Source organism: Aeromonas sp. s2 (assembly GCF_040907935.1).
Lineage (GTDB): Bacteria > Pseudomonadota > Gammaproteobacteria > Enterobacterales > Aeromonadaceae > Aeromonas > Aeromonas dhakensis.
Genome location: NZ_JBFOCR010000018.1, coordinates 68,433 through 88,918, shown reverse-complemented (window position 1 = coordinate 88,918; position 20,486 = coordinate 68,433). Strand labels below are relative to the sequence as shown.

18 protein-coding genes are annotated in these 20,486 nt (G+C 64.1%); 7 read left to right on the top strand and 11 right to left on the bottom strand.

Going from position 1 to position 20,486, the window contains the following annotated elements; genetic code table 11:
• Positions 1-172 precede the first annotated feature (172 nt).
• From AB5Y81_RS14760 to AB5Y81_RS14730, 7 genes are all read left to right on the top strand, one after another.
• A complete protein-coding gene (locus tag AB5Y81_RS14760) occupies positions 173-1,489 on the top strand; it encodes an MFS transporter (protein WP_010635359.1) in 1,317 nt (438 codons plus the stop codon).
• Positions 1,490-1,624: 135 nt separating this feature from the next.
• On the top strand, positions 1,625-2,341 hold the full coding sequence (locus AB5Y81_RS14755) for a MarC family NAAT transporter (RefSeq protein ID WP_043170668.1): 717 nt from the start codon (positions 1,625-1,627) through the stop codon (positions 2,339-2,341).
• A gap of 160 nt (positions 2,342-2,501) precedes the next feature.
• Complete coding sequence (locus tag AB5Y81_RS14750) at positions 2,502-2,705, top strand: hypothetical protein (protein WP_005308127.1); 204 nt, start codon at positions 2,502-2,504, stop codon at positions 2,703-2,705.
• A gap of 265 nt (positions 2,706-2,970) precedes the next feature.
• Positions 2,971-3,867 (top strand): N-acetylmuramic acid 6-phosphate etherase, encoded by an 897-nt coding sequence (gene murQ, locus AB5Y81_RS14745; protein WP_011704387.1) that lies wholly within the window; start codon positions 2,971-2,973, stop codon positions 3,865-3,867.
• A 99-nt stretch (positions 3,868-3,966) separates the two neighbouring features.
• Positions 3,967-5,421 carry a PTS N-acetylmuramic acid transporter subunit IIBC gene (murP, locus tag AB5Y81_RS14740; RefSeq protein WP_279484978.1) on the top strand — a complete coding sequence of 485 codons (1,455 nt, stop codon included), beginning with the start codon at positions 3,967-3,969 and terminating at the stop codon, positions 5,419-5,421.
• A gap of 101 nt (positions 5,422-5,522) precedes the next feature.
• A complete protein-coding gene (locus tag AB5Y81_RS14735) occupies positions 5,523-6,596 on the top strand; it encodes a porin (RefSeq protein WP_011704385.1) in 1,074 nt (357 codons plus the stop codon).
• Between the two features lie 49 nt (positions 6,597-6,645).
• A complete protein-coding gene (locus AB5Y81_RS14730; protein WP_279484979.1) occupies positions 6,646-7,251 on the top strand; it encodes a DUF2057 domain-containing protein in 606 nt (201 codons plus the stop codon).
• Positions 7,252-7,338: 87 nt separating this feature from the next.
• Here the strand turns inward: AB5Y81_RS14730 and AB5Y81_RS14725 are convergent, their stop codons facing one another.
• The 11 genes from AB5Y81_RS14725 to AB5Y81_RS14675 form a co-directional block, all read right to left on the bottom strand.
• Entirely contained in the window at positions 7,339-8,199 is an 861-nt protein-coding gene (locus tag AB5Y81_RS14725; protein ID WP_011704383.1) for an SIS domain-containing protein, read from the bottom strand.
• 32 nt (positions 8,200-8,231) lie between these two features.
• The gene (gene tldD / locus AB5Y81_RS14720; RefSeq protein ID WP_279484980.1) at positions 8,232-9,680 is read right to left on the bottom strand and encodes a metalloprotease TldD; all 1,449 of its coding nucleotides are present in this window, start codon (positions 9,678-9,680) and stop codon (positions 8,232-8,234) included.
• Between the two features lie 149 nt (positions 9,681-9,829).
• A complete protein-coding gene (locus AB5Y81_RS14715; protein ID WP_279484981.1) occupies positions 9,830-10,651 on the bottom strand; it encodes a carbon-nitrogen hydrolase family protein in 822 nt (273 codons plus the stop codon).
• A 19-nt stretch (positions 10,652-10,670) separates the two neighbouring features.
• Positions 10,671-11,258, bottom strand: a complete 588-nt coding sequence (locus AB5Y81_RS14710) for a nucleotidyltransferase domain-containing protein (protein WP_279484982.1) — start codon at positions 11,256-11,258, stop codon at positions 10,671-10,673.
• Entirely contained in the window at positions 11,255-11,587 is a 333-nt protein-coding gene (locus AB5Y81_RS14705; protein WP_279484983.1) for a Dabb family protein, read from the bottom strand. Before AB5Y81_RS14705 ends, AB5Y81_RS14710 begins: the two co-directional genes overlap by 4 nt.
• A gap of 34 nt (positions 11,588-11,621) precedes the next feature.
• Positions 11,622-15,524 (bottom strand): YhdP family protein, encoded by a 3,903-nt coding sequence (locus AB5Y81_RS14700; RefSeq protein ID WP_279484984.1) that lies wholly within the window; start codon positions 15,522-15,524, stop codon positions 11,622-11,624.
• Positions 15,525-16,994 (bottom strand): ribonuclease G, encoded by a 1,470-nt coding sequence (gene rng / locus AB5Y81_RS14695; protein WP_139432798.1) that lies wholly within the window; start codon positions 16,992-16,994, stop codon positions 15,525-15,527. It lies immediately after the preceding gene.
• Positions 16,995-17,187: 193 nt separating this feature from the next.
• Complete coding sequence (locus AB5Y81_RS14690) at positions 17,188-17,775, bottom strand: nucleoside triphosphate pyrophosphatase (RefSeq protein ID WP_010635366.1); 588 nt, start codon at positions 17,773-17,775, stop codon at positions 17,188-17,190.
• A gap of 51 nt (positions 17,776-17,826) precedes the next feature.
• Positions 17,827-18,312: a rod shape-determining protein MreD gene (mreD, locus tag AB5Y81_RS14685; protein ID WP_005308115.1), complete on the bottom strand. Its 486-nt coding sequence runs from the start codon at positions 18,310-18,312 to the stop codon at positions 17,827-17,829.
• On the bottom strand, positions 18,312-19,205 hold the full coding sequence (gene mreC / locus AB5Y81_RS14680) for a rod shape-determining protein MreC (RefSeq protein WP_005308113.1): 894 nt from the start codon (positions 19,203-19,205) through the stop codon (positions 18,312-18,314). Before mreC ends, mreD begins: the two co-directional genes overlap by 1 nt.
• A gap of 42 nt (positions 19,206-19,247) precedes the next feature.
• A complete protein-coding gene (locus tag AB5Y81_RS14675) occupies positions 19,248-20,288 on the bottom strand; it encodes a rod shape-determining protein (protein ID WP_005308111.1) in 1,041 nt (346 codons plus the stop codon).
• Positions 20,289-20,486: the final 198 nt, after the last annotated feature.

Here is a 20,486-nt window from a genome sequence, read left to right as displayed (position 1 = left end):
TTCGCCCCGGGCGCGGTGCCCGCCCTCGCCTTGCTGCACCAAAAAGCTGCAAGACAGTGTTGCGAATTGTGCGATTTACAGGTCGGGATGCAAAAGCATACCCTCGGTAGTGAGCGTGTCCCCTGCAAGGATGGGGAACAATAACTAAAAAGACGATGGGAAACATAAGGATATGACGACAGTCACGCAAGCTTACGACCACAGCCGTCCCCTCAACCGACAGGACTACAAGACCCTGAGCCTAGCGGCGCTGGGCGGTGCCCTCGAATTTTACGACTTCATCATCTTCGTCTTCTTCGCCGTGGTGATCGGCGAGCTCTTCTTCCCCGCCGACATTCCCGAGTGGCTGCGCCAGTTCCAGACCTTCGGCATCTTCGCCGCCGGCTATCTGGCCCGTCCGCTGGGTGGCATCATCATGGCTCACTTTGGCGATCTTATCGGCCGCAAGCGGATGTTCACCCTGAGCATCATCATGATGGCGCTGCCCACCCTGCTGATCGGCCTGCTGCCCACCTACGCCGTGCTCGGCATCGCCGCCCCCCTGCTGTTGCTGCTGCTGCGGATCCTGCAAGGGGCCGCCATCGGGGGTGAAGTGCCCGGCGCCTGGGTGTTCGTCGCGGAGCACGTACCCGCCCGCCGGATCGGGGTCGCCTGCGGCACCCTCACCGCGGGATTGACGGCCGGCATCCTGCTCGGCTCCCTGGTGGCCACCGCCATCAACCGCGGCATGAGCCCGAGCGAGGTGAGCGACTGGGGCTGGCGTCTGGCCTTCGTGCTCGGCGGGGTGTTCGGCATCGTCGCCATGTACCTGCGCCGCTGGCTGCACGAGACCCCGGTCTTTGCCGAGATGCAGGCCAACAAGGCGCTGGCGGAAGAGCTGCCGCTCAAGACGGTGCTGCGCAGCCACAAGGGCAGCGTAGTGATCTCCATGCTGCTCACCTGGCTGCTCTCTGCCGGCATAGTGGTGGTGATCCTGATGACCCCCACCTACCTGCAGAAGGTGCACGGCATCAGCCCGGCCGATGCACTGACCGCCAACTCGCTGGCCATTCTGGCCCTGACGCTGGGTTGCATCGTCTACGGCCGGCTCATCGATGCCCTCGGCAGCGGCCCCACCTTCATGCTGGGTTCATTGCTGCTGGCCGGCGCCAGCTACGCCTTCTATCACGGGCTGGCGAGTGACACCAGCCAGCTGGTGCCGCTCTATGTCCTGGCCGGTTTTGCAGTAGGGATCGTCGGCGCCGTGCCCTACGTCATGGTCAACGCCTTCCCGGCGGTGGTGCGCTTTTCCGGGCTGTCGTTCTCCTACAACGTGGCCTACGCCATCTTCGGCGGCCTCACCCCCATGCTGGTGACCCTGTGGATGAAGAGCGACATGCTAGCCCCCTCCCACTATGTGGTAAGCCTGTCGGTGCTGGGCTTTGCCATCGGCCTGTGGCTCTGGCTGCAGCAGCGCAGTCAGCGCCAGAGCGCGCCGCAGGCCGCCTGAACCCTCCCGAGCCCCGCCCAGAGCGGGGCTTTTTTCATACCGCCTGTGTTCAGGTCGGCCGACTTAAGATAGCCTCCCTCTCGGGCCCCTCGACGGCCCGGGACTACTCCGCCCCCCAGTCATTCGAGGTTCATGATGTTCTTTCAGGTCGTATTTCTCGCCTTGCTGGCGCTGCTGCCCATGGTCAACCCACCCACCACGGCCACCCTGCTGCTGGGGCTGAGCAAGGGGATGTCGCGCGAACACGTGCGCCGCCAGATCAACCTGGCCGCCATCTATCTGTTCTGCACCCTCTGCGTCAGCTTCTTCATCGGCTCCTCCATCCTGGATCTGTTCGGGATCTCCATTCCTGGCCTGCGCCTGGCCGGCGGTCTCATCATCGCCTTCATCGGCTTTCGCATGCTGTTCCCGGCCCCCAGCCAGGCGGACGGGGTCGACATCAACCAGAGCATCGCCTTCGTGCCGCTCACCATGCCCAGCATGTGCGGGCCGGGTACCATGGCGCTGGTGATCAGCGGCGCGGCCCAGATCGCCGAACTGCCGGACGAATACAACCGCTTCACCATCTATGCCGCCATGGTCACCGCCTTCGCCCTGATGAGCCTGCTCAGCTGGGGCGTGCTCAAGCTGGCGGATCCGGTCTGCAAGATCCTGGGCGCCACCGGCATCGACGCCATGACCCGGATCATGGGCTTCTTGCTGGTCTGCATGGGTATGCAGTTCTGCATCAACGGCATCAAGGAGGTGGCCCAGGATCCGGTGTTCCACAGTGCGCCGACGGTACAAATGGCACCCGCGTTGCCACACGTATCCGGCACCCTTGATCAACTGCAGGATCCGCGCCAGCCCTGACTGAAAACGGTGTCATAAATGCGCAAAAATCGGCGCTGATCTTGCGCCTGATCATGTTGCTGACACACAAATGAGTTAGTTTGTTTTTTATACAGATTCGATTCAGAGTGTGCTTGGTAGGTTTGTGGATGGACACCCACTCACTTCAGGAGATGTGCAAATGGAAAAGATGCTGACCGAGATTGGAAGCTACAGCCTGTTTCATGAATATCTGAACGTGGTCGGTGCCGCCAGCCCCGCTCTGACCCGGATCAAGAGCCGGTGGGAGTACAAACAGAGCGATCGTCTGGTTGCCCAGATCAGGGTCGACCAACAAGGCAATGCGCGCTTCTTCATCGACGCCCGCGCCATTTCAGTCAACTGACCGAGCCCCGTATCTGCAGCCCCGGCCCTTGCCGGGGCTTTTTATTGGCTGACGCTCACACCCTCCTCGGCGCAATCAGCACCACCTAGCTCCCCCCCATGGATGTCACCGTGCAGGAATTTTCATAACTTAAAAACAAAAATAAATGGAATAATTAATTATGCGACACTGATCTCATCATAGAAATCAAAAATCGATGATCATGCCTGTCATCAAGAGGGATGTTTTACGCCGGGAGTGGCGATGACCTTAAGCAGAGGAAACGATGACCATTGACCTATCAAGCATGATTACCGAGACCCGCAACCCGGCCAGCGTGGAGATCGACCAGTTGCCGACCCTGGAGATGCTGCGCGTCATCAATCAGGAGGATCAGCAGGTCGCACTGGCGGTCAGCCAGTTGCTGCCCGAGATCACCCGGGCGGTCGATGCCATCGCGGCAGCGTTCGGCAAGGGAGGCCGGCTGGTCTACATCGGCGCCGGCACCTCGGGCCGGCTCGGCATTCTGGATGCCAGCGAATGCCCGCCGACCTACGGCGTCTCTGCCGAGCAAGTGGTCGGCCTGATTGCCGGCGGCCACAAGGCCATCTTGCAGGCGGTCGAGAACGCCGAAGATGACGCCGAACTCGGCGCCCAGGATCTGAAAAACATCCAGTTCTGCGCCAACGACGTGCTGGTGGGCATCGCCGCCAGCGGCAGAACCCCCTACGTACTGGGCGCCATGGCCCACGCCAGAGCGGTGGGCGCCACGGTCTGCAGCATCAGCTGCAACCCGGGCAGCCCGCTGGCCCAGGCGGCCGACATCAGCATGGTGGCGGTGGTCGGCCCCGAGATCGTCACCGGCTCCTCCCGCATGAAGGCGGGCACGGCGCAGAAGCTGATCCTCAACATGCTCTCCACCGGTGCCATGATCCGCACCGGCAAGGTCTACGGCAACCTGATGGTGGACGTGGAAGCCACCAACGCCAAGCTGGTGGAGCGGCAAAAACGCATCGTGATGGAGGCCACCGACTGCGAGCGCGCCGTGGCGGAGCGGGCGCTGGCGCAGGCGGACAACCACTGCAAGACCGCCATCGTGATGATCCTGGCCGGACTCACGGCCGACGAAGCCCGCACCCGTCTGCAAAGCAGCAACGGCTTCATCAGCCAGTGCACCCACTGATCGGCCAACCGCACATTGGCCGGGTCAGGGACGGCAATACCACAACAAGAACGGGGTGCCCAGGCACCCTCATGACACAACAGACTGACTGGGTTCTTTATGGCAAAAATAACTGACACCATGGTTGGCCAGCTCATCCAGGCCATCGGTGGTCGCGACAACATCACCCACTGCGGCCACTGCATGACCCGGCTGCGGCTGAGCCTGGCCGACAGCCTGCATGCCGACCGGGATACCATCAAACGCATCGCCGGCGTGATGGGGGTCATCGAGAGCGACGACCAGTTCCAGATCGTGCTGGGGCCGGGCAAGGCCCAGACCGCCTGCGAGCTGATGAACGGCATGCTGAGCGCGGGGCTCGGCGCACTGGAGGCACCAGCCGTCCAATCCGCCGATCTGGGCGAGATCGCCGCCGCCAAGAAACAGGCGCTGAAGCAGAAACAGACCAGTGCGGCCCACCGCTTCCTGGCCAAGTTTGCCACCATCTTCACTCCGCTGATCCCCGGCTTCATCGCCGCCGGACTACTGCTCGGCTTCGCCACCCTGATCGAGCAGACCCTGCTGCTGGAAGGCCAGCAGGCGGGCGGCATGCTGGCCGAATTCGTCGGCTACATGAAGCTGTTCAGCAAGGGCTTGTTCAGCTTCCTCAGCATCCTCATCGGCTACAACGCCCAGAAGGCGTTCGGCGGCTCCGGGGTCAATGGCGCCATCCTCGCCTCGCTGTTCGTGATGGGCTATGACCCGCAGGCCACCAGCGGCATCTATGCCGGGGTCAGCGACTTCTTCGGCCACCGGATAGATCCGCGCGGCAACATCATCGGGGTGCTGATCGCCTGCATCATCGGCGCCTCGGTGGAGCGTCAGGTACGCCGCTTCATACCCGACAGCCTCGACATGATCCTCACCTCCGGCATCACCTTGCTGATCATGGGGGCCGTCACCTTCGTCCTGATCATGCCCCTCGGCGTGCAGCTCTACAACGGCATGTCCTGGCTCTTCATCCACCTCAACGGTAATCCGTTCGGCACAGCCATCCTGGCTGGCCTGTTCCTCATCTCGGTGATGTTCGGCATCCACCAGGGGTTCGTGCCCGTCTACTTCGCGCTGATGGATGCCCAGGGCTTCAACTCCCTGTTCCCCATCCTGGCGCTGGCGGGCGCCGGCCAGGTCGGCGCCGCCCTGGCGCTCTACAGCCGCGCCGGCAAGGACTCCCTGCTGCGCACCCAGGTCAAGGGCACCATCATTCCCGGTATCCTGGGGGTGGGCGAGCCGCTCATCTACGGCGTCACCCTGCCGCGGGTCAAACCCTTCATCACCGCCTGCTGCGGCGGCGCCCTCGGCGGCTTCCTGGTCGGCCTCATCTCCTGGCTGGGCCTGCCGGTCGGTCTCAATACCGTGTTCGGCCCTTCCGGCATCGTCGCGCTGCCGCTGATGACCTCGGCCCAGGGGATCTTCCCCGGCATGCTGGTCTACGCCGCCGGCCTCGCCGTCGCCTACCTCGGCGGCTACCTCATCACCCTGATGTTCGGCTGCAAGAACGTCGATCTGAGTTAATCCCCCCTCCGGATTCATCGCCAAGGTCTGGCCCCGAGCAATCGGGGTCACGGCCAAACTCACCCCGGCTCTGGCACAGAGCCCACACAGGAAAGACAACAATGAAACAGTCCATGCTTGCCCTGGCCATTCCTGCCCTGCTTGCCGTCGGTACGGCACAGGCCGCCGTCATCTATCAGGCCGATGACGGCTCCAACGTCGATCTCTACGGTCGCCTCGGCTTCAACATCTCGGACAAGAAGAGCGGCAACGATCAGGGCGACTTCGACGGCCGCATCGGCTTCACCGCTCGCCAGACCGTCAACGAGCAGGTGGCCGTGATCGGCATGGCCCAGTACCAGGTCAACGCCGCCGAATACGCCAACAACGTGCAGAAGAACAGCAGCGATCTCACCGCCCGTTACGTCTGGGCCGGGCTCGATGGCGGCCAGTGGGGCAAGCTGACCGGCGGTCGGGTCTCCTCCGGACTCATCATGTTCACCGACATCGGCGACGTGTTTGCCGCCTCCGATGTCTCCATGGCGCGCCAGGCCAGCAAGGTGGACTCCACCGCGGTACAGGTGTTCCGTCAGGACGGCACCCTGCAATACCAGAACACCCTCGGCAATCTGGACTTGTCGCTGGCCTACATCCTCGGCAACGGTACCTCGGATCTCGACTACGGCTACAACGGCGCCCTGCGCTACACCTTCGATCTCGGGGCGGCGGGCAAGCTGGCGCCGGTCATCGCCTACCAGCAGAGCAAGGCGGCCCAGACCGGTGCCAGCAAGGTCGACCCCAATGCCGACGAGTACCGCTTCAGCGGCATCGGCACCCGCTACACCCTGGGCCCGCTGATGCTGGGCGCCCTCTATGCCAAGGATCAGGTGAGCTATCGCAACGGCCAGGCGGACAGCGAAGACAAGGTGTGGGAACTGACTGCCGTCTACGACATCAACCAGAAGTGGGCCGCCCGCGCCGGCTACCGCCACCTCGACAACGACGGGGGGGACGGCATGAGCCTGCGCGACACCACCCTGGAGCTGCAGTACAAGCTAACTCCGCGCTCCTCCCTCTACAGCGCCTACGTGTTCCGGGGCGGTGAAGACGGGCTGGCCGGCAGCACGGTCACCAGTTTTGGCGGCAGCAGCAACAGCGAGGATTTTTACCACCTCGGCCTGCGCTACGAGTTCTGATCCCCTGCCGGCCAGTCGGCCGGCTTTTTGCTTTCTGCTGGAGCACCCCATGATCCGCCTCCCACTGCTCACCACCCTGCTGCTGTTGCTGGCCCTGCCGACCCAGGCAACCCGGCTGGAGCTGGCAGACAACCTCACCCTGCTGGCCTCATCCAGGGGCAAGGCCTCCCCCTTCGAGCGAGCCCTCACGCTGCCCGCCGGTGAAACCCGGCTGCTGGTACGCTTCGACAGCCCGCTCGATCCCGGCTCCACCAACGAGAGCCAGGGGCGCGTCCGCTCCGCCCCGCTGCTGCTGACCCTGACCCTGCCGGTCAGCGGCACCCTGCGGCTGGTCACCCCGCCGCTGCCCACGCCGCAGGCCATTCGCCGCTTTGCGGCCAGCCCGGCACTGCAGCTGGCGACCTCTGACGGCACCCGCCCTTTGCTGACCACTGCGCTGCCACGCAGCCAAGACAGCCTCCTGACCGACTATCAGGCACTGCTGGCCCGTTACGACGGGTCGGCCAGCGCTGCGACCGCCCTGCCAGCCGTCACGCCCGTGCTGCCCACAGCCACCCCGGGCGCCGTGCCCGTCGACCCTGAACTGCAACGGCGCTACCTCGCCGCCGACGAGGCCCAGCGCAAGGCCTTCCTGCGCTGGGCCCTCGCCCTCTGAGCCGGCACTGGCCCATAAAAAAACCACCCGCAGGCGGGTGGTTTTTTCTCTCGGCAGGTCTCGGCCTCTGTTGCAGCCGGGCCCGCCTCACTCCTTGTTGAGCCGGTCGATGGCACCACGGGTGCCGTCGATCAGCGCCCAGGCCTCGTCACGGCGCTGCACCAAGCCGAGGAACAGGATGTCGGTGATGGTGTTCTGGGCGGTACGCGACGAGATGGAGGAGATACGCAGCTCGTTCTCGTCGGCCACCGTGTCCAGCACCATGTCGGCCATCTGCCGCAGAGGGGTGTTGCGAAACGAGGTGACCGCGATCAGGGTAGCGCCGTTGCGCTTGGCCAACTCGGCCGCCGCCAGCACGTCCCGGCTGGCACCGGAATAGGAGACCACCAGCTGCACGTCCCCCGGACCCAGGGTCTGAGCGATGGAGATCTGCACGTGGCTGTCCTGGGCGAACAGGGTGGTGACCCCGATCTTGAGCAGCTTGTACCAGAGATCCTTGGCGGTCAGCGCCGAGCCGCCGATCCCCACCAGCTGGACCCGGCCAGCCTGGTTGATGACGTCAAGCACCCGCGCCAAAGTGGCATTGTCGAGCGCCTGGGTGGTCTCCACGATGGAGTTGATCTTCTCCTGGGCCAGCTTCTTGGCCATGGTCTCCAGATCGTCGTCACGGCCGATGCCGTTGTAGAGATCCCCTACGTTGTCGGTCTTGATGGCGTGCTTGCGCCCCAGATCCTCACTGACCGCCAGCTTGAAGGCGGTGAAGCCCTTGAACCCGATCTTCTGGGTGAACTTCACTATGCTCGACTGGCTGACGTCAGCCTGCTGGGCCAGCTCCTGGGAGGAGAAGTGGGTCACCTGCTCCGGGCACGCCAGGATGTAATCGGCGATCTTGAGCTCGCTGGGGGAGAGCTGACTGCGGATATTGGAAATTTTCGACAGGGTAAGCATGGGTTCTCTCTGTTGCTTGTTCTGCGGCGCCCTTACTGGGTGCCGCCCACGGTGAGCTGATCCAGCTTGAGGGTGGGCTGGCCGACACCGACCGGCACGCTCTGCCCCTCCTTGCCACAGACCCCGACCCCGCGATCCAGCGCGAGATCCTTGCCCACCATGGAAACCTGGCTCATCGCCTCGGGGCCGTTGCCGATCAGGGTCGCCCCCTTGATGGGCGCGGTGATCTTGCCATCCTCGATGAGGTAGGCCTCGGAGGCGGAGAAGACAAACTTGCCGGAGGTGATGTCCACCTGACCGCCGCCGAAGTTGGGGGCATAGATCCCCTTCTTCACCGAGGCGATGATCTCGGCCGGGTCGTACTGACCCGCCAGCATGTAGGTGTTGGTCATGCGCGGCATCGGCAGGGCGGCGTAGGATTCGCGGCGGCCGTTGCCGGTGAGCGGCACGCCCATCAGACGGGCGTTCTGCTTGTCCTGCAGGTAACCCTTGAGGATGCCGTTCTCGATCAGCACGTTGTAGCCGCCCGGCGTCCCCTCGTCGTCGATGGAGACGGAGCCGCGCCGACCCGGCAGGGTGCCGTCATCGACGATGGTGCAGTGTTTGGAGGCCACCTGCTCACCGATACGGCCGGCAAAGGCAGACGAGCCCTTGCGGTTGAAATCCCCCTCCAGACCATGGCCCACCGCCTCGTGCAGCAGCACACCGGGCCAGCCGGCACCGAGCACCACCGGCATGGTGCCGGCCGGCGCGTCGATGGCGTCGAGGTTGACCAGCGCCTGACGCACCGCTTCGCGCACATAGCCAAACGCCCGGCTCTCCAGTCCGTCCAGCTCGAGGAAGTAGTCGTAGCCGAAGCGGCCACCGCCACCGGCACTGCCGCGTTCGCGACGCTCGCCCTTTTCGGCGATGACGGTCACCGAGAGGCGCACCAGCGGACGCACGTCGGCGGCCAGGGTGCCGTCGGTGGCGGCCACCAGCACCTCTTCATAGACACCGCTGATGGAGGCCATCACCTGATTGATGGCGGGATCCAGGCTTCTGGCGAACTTGTCCATCTGCTCCAGCAGGGCGATCTTCTGCTGCTTGTAGAGGGTCTGCAGCGGATCCAGCGCCGGGTAGAGCAGGTTTGCTTCGGTGCGAGCCCACGCCTTCACCTTACCCTGCGCACCGGCGGCCGCGATGCCACGGGCAGCAGTCACCGACTGTTGCAGCGCCAGCAGGCTCAGCTCGTCCGAGTAGGCGAAGCCGGTCTTCTCGCCGCTGACGGCACGCACCCCGACCCCCTGATCGATGTTGTAGCTGCCATCCTTGACGATGCCGTCCTCCAGCATCCAGGACTCGTGCCAGCTGCGCTGGAAATAGAGGTCGCCGAACTCCACCTGATGGCTCATCAGGCTGCCGAGCAACTGCTGCAGCCGCCCTTCGTCGAGATCGTTCGGGGCCAACAGGGAGGCACTAACCTGGCTCAATAGACTCAATCTTTCTCTCCACTCTCGATGCGAGATGTCGTAACGGTTAAATCCCCGACCCTGGGTTCGATTGGCGAAACGTCATCGAACGTCCAACCCACCATCGGGTTTGCAAGCGTCCGATCCCCCGCCACAGGGCGAATCGAACCTGCACATGTTCATAGCAGACGGGCATGACCCAGCACCGGCATGGTGCGTTGCAGTTCGTCCATAAGACTTTGGTCCAGCGGTGCCAGCACGGTGCCGCGCCCGCTGTCCAGGCTGGCCAGCACCCGGCCCCAGGGGTCGATCACCATGCTGTGCCCCCAGGTCTGGCGCCCCGTCTCGTGGGTGCCGCCCTGATTGGCGGCCACCACGTAGCACTGGTTCTCGATGGCGCGGGCCCTCAGCAGCGGCTCCCAGTGCGCCTCGCCGGTCACGGCGGTGAAGGCGGCAGGCACCAGCAGCACGCGGGCGCCGGCGCGGGCCAGCCGGCGGTACAGCTCGGGAAAGCGCAGATCATAACAGATCGAGAGGCCGAGGGGACCAAACGGGGAGTCCACCAGCACAGGCTCCTCGCCGGGGCTGAAAGTCTCCGACTCCCGATAGCGGCCGTGAGTGTCCGCCACGTCCACGTCGAACAGGTGGATCTTGTGGTAGTGGCCCTTGAGATCGCCGCTGGGGTCAAACACCAGGGTACTGGTGTGGATATGGTCGGAACCGGCGATGCTGGTCGGCATGGCCCCCGCCACCAGCCAGATACCGTAATCACGGGCCCATTCGGCCAGTTGCTGCTGGATCGGCGCTGCTCCGCCCAGATCTGAACCTATGGTCTCGGCCCCGTCCAGATAGCCCTGCCGCTCGCCAAACAGGGCGAAATTCTCCGGCAGCAGCACCAGCAGCGGCCGCTCCTTGGGCAACAGGGCCAGCTCGGCGGCGATCTGCTCCCGGTTATCCTGCCAGTGACGGCCTGATACCAGCTGTATTGCGGCTAACCACATGGTTCTCTCCTTGTCCACGTTACTCGCGATCCACAATATTCGGGTCTTTATCCATCTCTGCCAACAGTTTACGCAGATGATGCCTGACTAATCCCCGTTCGCCCCGTTCCGCCCATTTGAGGCAGTCGAACAGCTCCCACACCAGACCATCACCGTCTCCCATGTAGGCAGGGAAATCCCAATGGCTGGGAGCAGGCCCCGCGACCTCCAGTGACGATAGCGAATGGGCTTTATCAAAAAGAGGCAAGTAAGGCTTGGCAAGCGGAAAACCGGCATCGCAATCAAGGATATGGATCTCGATGCTGGACATATCCAGGAAGATATAACGCCAGTAGGAACAGACATCTTCATGTCTTCCTTGCCAGCAGTGGAACACCGCACGTTCGCCCACGATGGAACGTACCAGTTCTTCCCCATGCTGATGAAAGCCCGGTTCGGCCAGCAGCAATACATCGACATCGGATACCCGGTCAGCCGTGCCCTTGGCAAGCGAGCCAACCACCACCCCGGCAGCAATGGCGGGATGGGCTTTGCCATGTTCCACCACTGCCTGCAGCAGTGCGAACTGCAGAGGTGGAATCTTGGCCCAACGAGCCTCGTCCATCATGACTGCGACCCTAGCATGACCGCATCGCCGGCCTGCAGGGTGTAATCCAGCACTATGATACGTTCCAGTACCGGGCGAAAGATGGCCTTGAGGGCATCGTGATCCGGGTGGGGCAGATAGCGCTGGCGGGCCGCCTCGTCGGCAAAGGTCATCAGCACGCTGTGGGTGAAGCCCTCGGCCCGCCCCTCCGGGCTGTCGTCCCGCCCCCACTCCACCGCCAGCACGCCGCTGACCTGATGGGGAATGGCGAGAAAGGCGGCGCGCACCGCGTCTGTCTGTTCAGGCTGGGTGCCCGGCTTGAAGGCGATCAGCAGGATATGTCGGATCATGGCTCACTCCTTGTGATGGTGCCGGGCCGCCCGCTCAGCGCTGGGCGGGGCCGGCGTGCTTGGGGCTGAGCAGGAAGGGGGTTACTTCCTGCGCCGGCAGGTTGGGGGCCACGGCGTCGACCGCCTCCTTCTGCTGCTGGTTGAGCTTGATGCGGGCCCGGTTGCGCCCCGCCTCGATCAGTTTGGGATCGTCGAGCGGGCCTGAGACCCGAAAATCGATGCGGGTGACCACGTCCACCACCGGCTCCAGCAGTTTGGAGAGGGCCAGCACGTAGAGCCCGGTGATGGGGGTCAGCGAGAAGGCCGCCACCACCGGCAGGGTGCCGCCCAGGTTCGGCGAGAAGCTCAGCTCGTAGTCGAGCCGCCAGCGTACCAGATCGGCGATGCCCTCACCGCGCAGGTTGCCGGCCGCCCCCTTCATGTAGAAGTCGTCGTTCTCCACCACCCCCTGCTTGATCCTGGCGGAGGCCGACATGGACTCGAAGTAGAAGCCCTTGTCGAACACGTCGCGAAAATCGAGGCGCAGCTTGCGCAGCAATGAGTCGAGGCTGAGCAGGGAGAGCAGTCGCGCCCCCTTGTCGTTGACCTCGCGCAGGGTGCCCCCTTCCAGCTGGTAGTCGACCTTGCCGGCCAGGGTCGGCAGGTTCGGCCGGTAGGGTACGTCGCGCCAGCTCAAGTCCAGCGCCATCTTGCCGGGTGCATCGCCGATGGGCGAGGTGTAGCCGAGCCGCTTGAGCAGCAGCTCGCTGTTGTTGCTGCTGATGTGGGCGCGGGCACGGGTCTGCATGCCGTCCGCCCCGGCCAGCCACTCGGCGCTGCCGCTCAGCTGGCTGCCCGCCAGCCGCATCTCCAGCCCCTTGAGGCTCAACTTGTCGGCCCCCGGGATCAGCTCCCCCTTCACCTCGCCCAGCGGCAATTCACCGAAGCGGCAATCCACGCAGCTGAAGGTGAGCCAGGGGATGGCATCCATGATGGCCTTGTCCTGTCTGGCATCGGGATCCGGGCTCAGATCCGAACTCTTGCCGGACCAGTAGATACGGGCGAACTTGGCATCGATGGGCTGGCGATCGGAGACCGGCAGGCGTACCACCCCCATCACGTCCGGGCTGTCGATCATCACCTCGGTGGCCTGATTGACCGGTCCCACGGTGAAGTGCACCGCCTTGAGGTTGGCGCTGCCGATGTCGGCGCGGGCCAGCTGGCCGTCCACCCACCACTCCTGCGGCAAGAAGGCGGGGCCCACCACCGCATTGCCGCTCGGCGCCGTACTGACCGGCAGCCACTGCTTGAGGCGGGCCAGCCAGCCGGCCACGTCGGCCTGCTGCTGGTTGATGGCGAGCAGCATGGGCCGGTCGCGCAGCACCCGGGCACCGGGCTGACCCACGTCCACCCGCACCCGGCTGAGGTAGGGCACGCCGTCGCCGTACACCAGCCGGCTCTGCATGTCGACGTCGGCCCCCAGCACGGCACGGATGTCGGCACTGCCGTCGCGGCCGCGGGCGGTCACCTTGAGCGGCAGCCGGCTGTCGGCCGCCTTGGCGAGCGGTGCAGGCAGATCCAGTCCCATGCCCTGCAGGTTGGAGTCCAGCGCCAGCTGGAAGCTGAACGGCTGATCGTTTGGCAGGGTCAGCCCCAGGCTGCCGGCCCAGTTGCTGCGCCCCTTGAGGATGGCCAGTGCCGGGATGTCCTGACGCTGGCGGCGGCTGTCCCACTGCCCCTTGAACTTGAGATCGACCTGATAGCGATTGGGCTGCTGGCGGCCCTGGTAGTCGAGGGTGAGCGGCTGGTTCCACAGGCTCGCCTTGAGGTTGCTGAAACGGGTCTGCTCGTTGTCATACTCGAGCCGCCCCTGCACCTGCTCCAGCGGCAGATCCAGGCTGGTGATCCGCACCTTGTTGTTGCTGAACAGGGCGTCGCCGCTGGCCTTGACCTCGCTCTCGCCATCCAGCGGAATATCCAGCTTGACCGAGCCCTTCATGGGGCCGCGGATCTCCACCTCCCGCAGCGCCTGACCGACCGAGCCACCGAGCGGCGAGTCCTGCAGGTAGTCGCTGATGGCCTTGCCCTCGCCCTCAACCTTGGCATCCACGTAGAGGTGGGCCCCCGGGTAGAGATCCGGGATCCAGGCGTGCACCGAGTCGGAGCTGGCTTTGCCGAGCCGGGTGGCGCGGCTGTTCATGTCGAGGCTGGCGTTCTGGAACAGCAGATCGATCTGCAGGTCGGTAAGCGGTTGCCAACCGGGGAAGAATTCATAGGAGGCCTGCTTGAGCGGCACCGCCACCTGGAAGATGCCCTCGCCCTTGCTATAGGGGAAGTCGCGGAACTCGCCATACCAGAGCAGGTCAGCCCCCTTGGCCTTGCCCCCCTTGATGGCGCCGCTCAGGTAATCCACCAGGCTCTTGTCCATCACCTGCAGCGGATAGTAGCGGTCGGCGTTGGCCGCATTCTTGACGTCGATGCGGCCGGTCAGGGCGAGGAAGGGGTGTTCGAACAGTTCGAGCCGAAAGCGGCTGGCGAGGCTCAAATCCGGGTTGTCCAGCACCAGATCCTGGCCATAGAGCACCCAGCCCTGCGGCGCCTGCCACCAGTCGAGCCGTGCCGAGAAGCGATCGACGGGGATCGGCTCCTTGAAGTGGCGGGCCGGGTCAATGGCATCGTTTGCCAGTTGCAATCGGGCGCTGCCGCCGGTCGGGGTGAGCCAGAACTCGCCGTTGAGGTCGCGCACGCCGGGCACGTCGCGCCAGGCGTTGACTCTGATGTGGGAGAGCTGGCCGCTGACGGAGAGCCCCTGCCAGCCGGCATCCGCCTGCAGGATCAGATCCTCTATCTTGCCGGTCGGACGGGTGCGTTTGAGGGTCTCGGTCAGTTCGGGATAGATCCCCGACACCAGCTGGCTCAGGTTGGCAATCTGGTCCAGATCGATGGCCGGCACATAGCCCTGGATGCGATCGCCGACTCGCTCGAGCTGCAACCGGCTGTGCAGCCAGGGCTTGCCGTCGAGCTTGAAGGTGACGTCGTGGCTGGCAAACTGCCACTCCTTGCCGTCCCGGCGCAGCTGGATCTTGCCCCCCTGCAGCCCGAGCCGGTGCAGGTCACCCTGTTTTTTTTCATCCTGCCAGATGAGGTAGTTGTCACCAAACGCCAGCAGCGAGTCCCCCAGCTGACCGGCCTTGAACTCGCTCCAGAGCTGGAAGTCGAGCTGGCCGCTCACCTTGGGCTCTCCTGAGTGGGTACGGGCCAGCATGGGGCTGATGTCGAGCTGACGGGCCCCCAGATAGAGCTGGCCCTTGAGCTGATCGAGCCGCACCTGGGGGGCATCCACGTCGACGATGAGATCGAGGGTGCTCTCGCCCACCCCGTTGATGAGGTAGGCCTTGCCGACCCCCTGGTGGCGCTTGCCGCGGTTCTGCCAGCGCAGCTGGGCGATGTCGAGGGCCCGCACCTCCCCCAGCGCCGTGGTGAGGCTGAGGCGGGTGTCGTGAATATCGAAGGTGGATAGCTGGGTCAGCAGAAAACGCAGCAGGGCCTGCTGCTGGTCGCTGCCGTCGCCGGTTTCCGGCTCCGCGGGCTGACTCAAATCCAGCGCTATGTCGCCATCGCTCAGGATCAGCTGACCAAATACCGGCTTGAGTTCGTTGAGGGAGCGCCAGAAGTCGAGGTGGGCCCACACCTTGCCAAGGCGCAGGGCGAAGCGACCCGAGTTCGGCGCGATCACCAGCTGCTGCAGCTCGAGGGCCGGGCCACGCTGGGTCCAGTCCAGCCCGATGCGATCGACGCTGGCCTCCAGCTTGCTGTCGGCCAGCAGGGTATCGAGCAGCGCCTGTCTGTGCTGATTGAGCAGGGGGCCGCCAACGCGCACCAGACTGACCAGGATGGCCAGCAGCACGAAGAAGACCCCGAGGGCCAACCAGCCCCGACTCAGCCAGCGATAGACCAATTACATCATCACCACGTCGAACTGCTCCTGCCCGCAGAGGGGCTCGCTCACCACCCTGACCTGCTTGCCGATGAACACTTCCAGCTCCGCCAGGCTGTGAGACTCCTCGCCCCGCAGATAGTCGGCCACCGCCGGGGCAGCATAGACGGTGAACTGATCCGCGTCGTAGGCCCGGTTGACCCGGATGATCTCCCGCAGGATCTCGAAGCAGACCGACTCCACCGTCTTGACCCGACCGCGCCCCTTGCATTCGGGACACTCGGAGCAGAGCACGTGCTCCAGGCTCTCGCGGGTGCGCTTGCGGGTCATCTCCACCAGGCCGAGCTGGGAGAAGCCGTTGACGTTGGTCTTGGCTCTGTCCTTCGACAGCGCCTGCTCCAGGCTGTGCAGCACCCGGCGGCGATGATCCTCGGACTGCATGTCGATGAAGTCGATGATGATGATGCCGCCGAGGTTGCGCAGGCGCAGGTGGCGGGCGATGGCCGCCGTCGCCTCGACGTTGGTGTTGAAGATGGTCTCTTCCAGATTGCGATGGCCGACGAAGGCCCCGGTGTTGATGTCCACCGTGGTCATGGCCTCGGTCTGGTCGATGATGAGGTAGCCGCCGGATTTGAGCTCCACCTTGCGCTCCAGTGCGCGCTGGATCTCGTTCTCCACGTCGTAGAGATCGAAGATGGGGGATTCGCCGGGGTAGTACTCCAGCTTGCCGGCCAGCTCAGGCACGTACTCCTCGGTGAAGCGCTTGAGCTGATCGAAGCTCTGGCGCGAGTCCACCCGGATCTTGTCGAGCTCGGCACCGACGAAGTCGCGCACCACCCGAAAGGCCAGGCTGGGATCCTCGTAGAGGATCTTGCAGGGGGGGTACTTCTGCTTGCGCTCCAGGATCTTGCGCCACAGGCGTTTGAGGAAGGCGGCATCCTGCTCCAGCTCCTGCTCGCCCACCCCTTCGGCGGCGGTGCGGATGATGTAGCCACCCAGCTCGTCCACATAGCCGGCCACGGTGCGCTTGAGGCGCTCGCGCTCCGCCTCGGATTCGATGCGCTGGGAAACGCCGACGTGGGCGCTGCCCGGCATGAACACCAGATAGCGGGACGGCAAGGTGATGTCGGTGGTGAGGCGGGCCCCCTTGGTGCCTAGCGGATCTTTCACCACCTGCACCATGATGTCCTGCCCCTGGCGCACCAGCTCGGCGATGTTGCCGGCCTGGAACTGCTCCTTCTCCTTCACCGCCACGCACTCGGTGTGGGGCACGATGTCGGAGGCGTGCAGGAAGGCGGCCTTGTCCATGCCGATGTCGACGAAGGCCGCCTGCATGCCGGGCAGCACCCGGCTGATCTTGCCCTTGTAGATGTTGCCGACGATACCGCGCTTGGCCTGACGCTCCACGTGCACTTCCTGCAGCAGACCGTTTTCGACCAGGGCGACCCGGGTTTCGGAGGGGGTGACGTTTACCAGCAGTTCTACCGACATAAGTTACCTTGCCTTTCTAGTTTTAAATTCTGGCAGCCAAACCGGCGCGCAACCGGTGAGTAACGCAGTAAGAAACAGCCGGCGGTTGTCACCGACCTATGCCTTGCCTGTGATGGCTTCAAATTCTGGCCGCCCTGTTCGAATGCCATGCCGGCCAGCGAGGCGGGCGGCGCTGACCACGGCGGCGACGGGATTAGCGAACCTGTTCCAGATGATGCTTGATCAGCAGATCCGTTTCCAGCAGGGGCAGGCCGACCACGGCGCTGTAGCTCCCCTCGATGCGGCTGACGAACTTGCCGGCGATGCCCTGGATCGCATAGGCGCCGGCCTTGTCGCACGGCTCGCCGGTACGCCAGTAAGCCTCGATCTCGGCCTCGTCCAGCTTGCGAAAGGCCACGTTGGTGGTGACCAGCCGCACGTCGCAGCGCTCCGGAGTGGCCAACGCCACCGCCGTCATCACCTGATGCACCTTGCCGGAGAGCGCCTCCAGCATGTCCTTGGCATCGAGCAGATCGGAGGGCTTCTCCAGCACCCGGTCACCCAGCACCACTATGGTGTCGGCCCCCAGTACCGGCAGCGCCGTGGGCGCGGCGGCCACGCCGGCCATCGCCTTGTCGCGGGCCAGCCGGCACACGTAATCCTGGGGCTTTTCACCCTCTTCCCGCTGTTCCGGCACATCCAGCTTGAGGACTTCGAAACGGTAACCCAGCTGGGTCAGCAGTTCGTGGCGGCGGGGTGAGCCCGAGGCGAGATAGAGTTGCAGTTCGTTGTGCTTGTTCATAATCGCTTGATGAGATGAGGTACGGTTACAATTAGTTGTTTTTACTCACATTCACTTGATATTGAAGCGCCGGCGCACCTTGCGCAAGACCAGGAAGACCCAGGGCCATATTAGCATGGTGCTCAGGGTCGACCAGAAGTAGGCGAAATTGAGGCTGGCCCGGCTGAACAGGTGCTCGGCCCAGAAGATGGTCACCTTGCCCACCAGCGAGAGGCAGCCGATGATCAGCGCCTGTTGCCAGAGGGAGAAGTTGCGGATCTTCTGGAACTGGAACGCCGCCAGGTAGGTGGTGATGGCCATCGCCATGGCCCGCACGCCGAGGGTACTGCCAAGCAGCACGTCCAACAGCAGGCCCGCCACCCAGGCGGTACCGACGTTGGTCCGGTGCGGCAACGCCAGTGCCCAGTAGATGAGCACCATGGCGAGCCAGTCAGGCCGGAAGGGTTCGAGTTGGAAAGGAAGCGGCAGGATCGACAGGCTCAAGGCCAGCAGGATCGAGATCCAGATCCAGATCCTGCCGCTGGCGGGTTGTAACATCAGCGTGTCGCTCCCGCAGCAGAAGGCGCCGGCGCGGTAGCCGGGGCCTCTTCATCGTCATGCACTTCCGGTTTCTTGTCGGTCCACAGCAGCAGCAGATAGCGCAGGCGGTCCAGCGCCACCAGCGGTTTGGCCTCGACCTGGGCGAAGGGCTTGCCCTCCACGTAGTCGGAGCGGGTCACGGTCGCCACCGGATACCCCTCCGGGAAACGGCCGCCGAGGCCCGAGGTGACCAGCAAATCGCCGACTTGCACGTCGGTGTTGCGCGGCAGGTTGCGCAGCTCCAGCTTGTCGAGCTCGCCGCTGCCGGAGGCAATGGCACGCAAGTCGTTGCGCAGCACCCGCACCGGGATGCCGTGGCTGGAGTCGGTGATGAGCAGGACGCGGCTGGTGGTGGAACCCACGTGCAGCACCTGACCGATCACCCCCTGATCGTTGATCACCGGCTGGCCGTTGTAGACACCGTCCAGCGCCCCCTTGTTGATCAGCACCTGATGGCTGAAGGGGTCGGAATCCACCGACAGCAGCTCGGCCACCATCTTGCGGGACTCCTTGTGCACCGGCGAACCGAGCAGCTCGCGCAGACGCTGGTTCTCGTGCTCCAGATGATCCATCTTGAGCAGGCGCGAGCGCAGGGTGAACAGCTGTTGTTCCTGCTGCTTGGTCTGCTCGATGAGGCCGGCCCGGGTCTGCACCTGGGTCGACATGGTGTCGAGCAGGGTGCCTGGCGCATTGGCCATGTATTGCAGCGGGCTGACGAGTGAGCTGAGGTAGACGCGGACGTGGCTGAACACACCGAAGCGAGAGTCCGCTACGATGGCAGCAATGGAGATGATGACGGCGAGAAACAACCGTAACTGAAGCGAAGGGCCTCTACCAAAAATGGGTTTCATGGGTCGTCAAAAAAGAGCCGGCACGCTGGCCGGCTTTGGGTCTTATTCGTAGTGGAACAGATCGCCACCGTGCATATCGATCAGCTCCAGCGCCTTGCCGCCGCCACGGGCCACGCAAGTCAGCGGATCTTCGGCCACCACCACAGGGATGCCGGTCTCTTCCATCAGCAGACGGTCGATATCTTTGAGCAGGGCACCACCACCGGTCAGCACCATGCCGCGCTCGGAGATGTCGGAAGCCAGCTCGGGCGGAGACTGCTCCAGCGCCACCATCACGGCGGAGACGATGCCGGACAGCGGCTCTTGCAGCGCTTCCAGGATCTCGTTGGAATTCAGGGTGAAGCTGCGCGGCACACCTTCGGCCAGGTTGCGACCACGGACTTCGATCTCGCGCACCTCTTCGCCCGGGTAGGCGGAGCCGATCTCGTGCTTGATGCGCTCGGCGGTGGCTTCCCCGATCAGGCTGCCGTAGTTGCGGCGCACGTAGCTGATGATGGCTTCGTCGAACTTGTCGCCGCCGATGCGGACGGACTGGGAGTAAACCACACCGTTCAGGGAGATGATGGCCACTTCGGTGGTACCACCACCGATGTCCACCACCATGGAGCCGGTCGCTTCGGAGACCGGCAGGCCGGCACCGATGGCGGCAGCCATGGGTTCATCGATCAGGTAAACCTCGCGGGCGCCGGCGCCCAGAGCAGATTCCTTGATGGCGCGACGTTCCACCTGGGTGGAGCCGCACGGTACGCACACCAGCACACGCGGGCTGGGGCGGAAATAGTTGTTGTCGTGAACCTGCTTGATGAAGTGCTGCAGCATCTTCTCGGTCACGTAGAAGTCGGCGATCACGCCGTCTTTCATCGGGCGAATGGCAGAGATGTTACCCGGGGTACGACCCAGCATCTGCTTGGCGGCATGACCGACAGCAGCGACCGATTTGGCGTTCCCGCGCTCTTGGCGAATGGCGACAACTGAGGGTTCGTTAAGGACGATCCCTTGATCTTTTACATAGATCAGGGTGTTGGCAGTTCCCAAGTCGATCGACAGATCGTTGGAAAAGACGCCTCTGAGCTTTTTGAACATGGCTACGGGAAATCCTAAGAATTTGGAGGTGCAGAAAACCGGCTAACTTTACCAATGCCCACCCCAATCGGCAAGCGCTCAAACTGTCGCCAGCCCATCGGGCGCGACAAAAATGCGAGTCATCACTCACCCGCACAAGCCGGCAAACGCTAATAAACAAGGGGATAGGGGGCCGGCGGCCAGCCAGCGCCCCCGCAG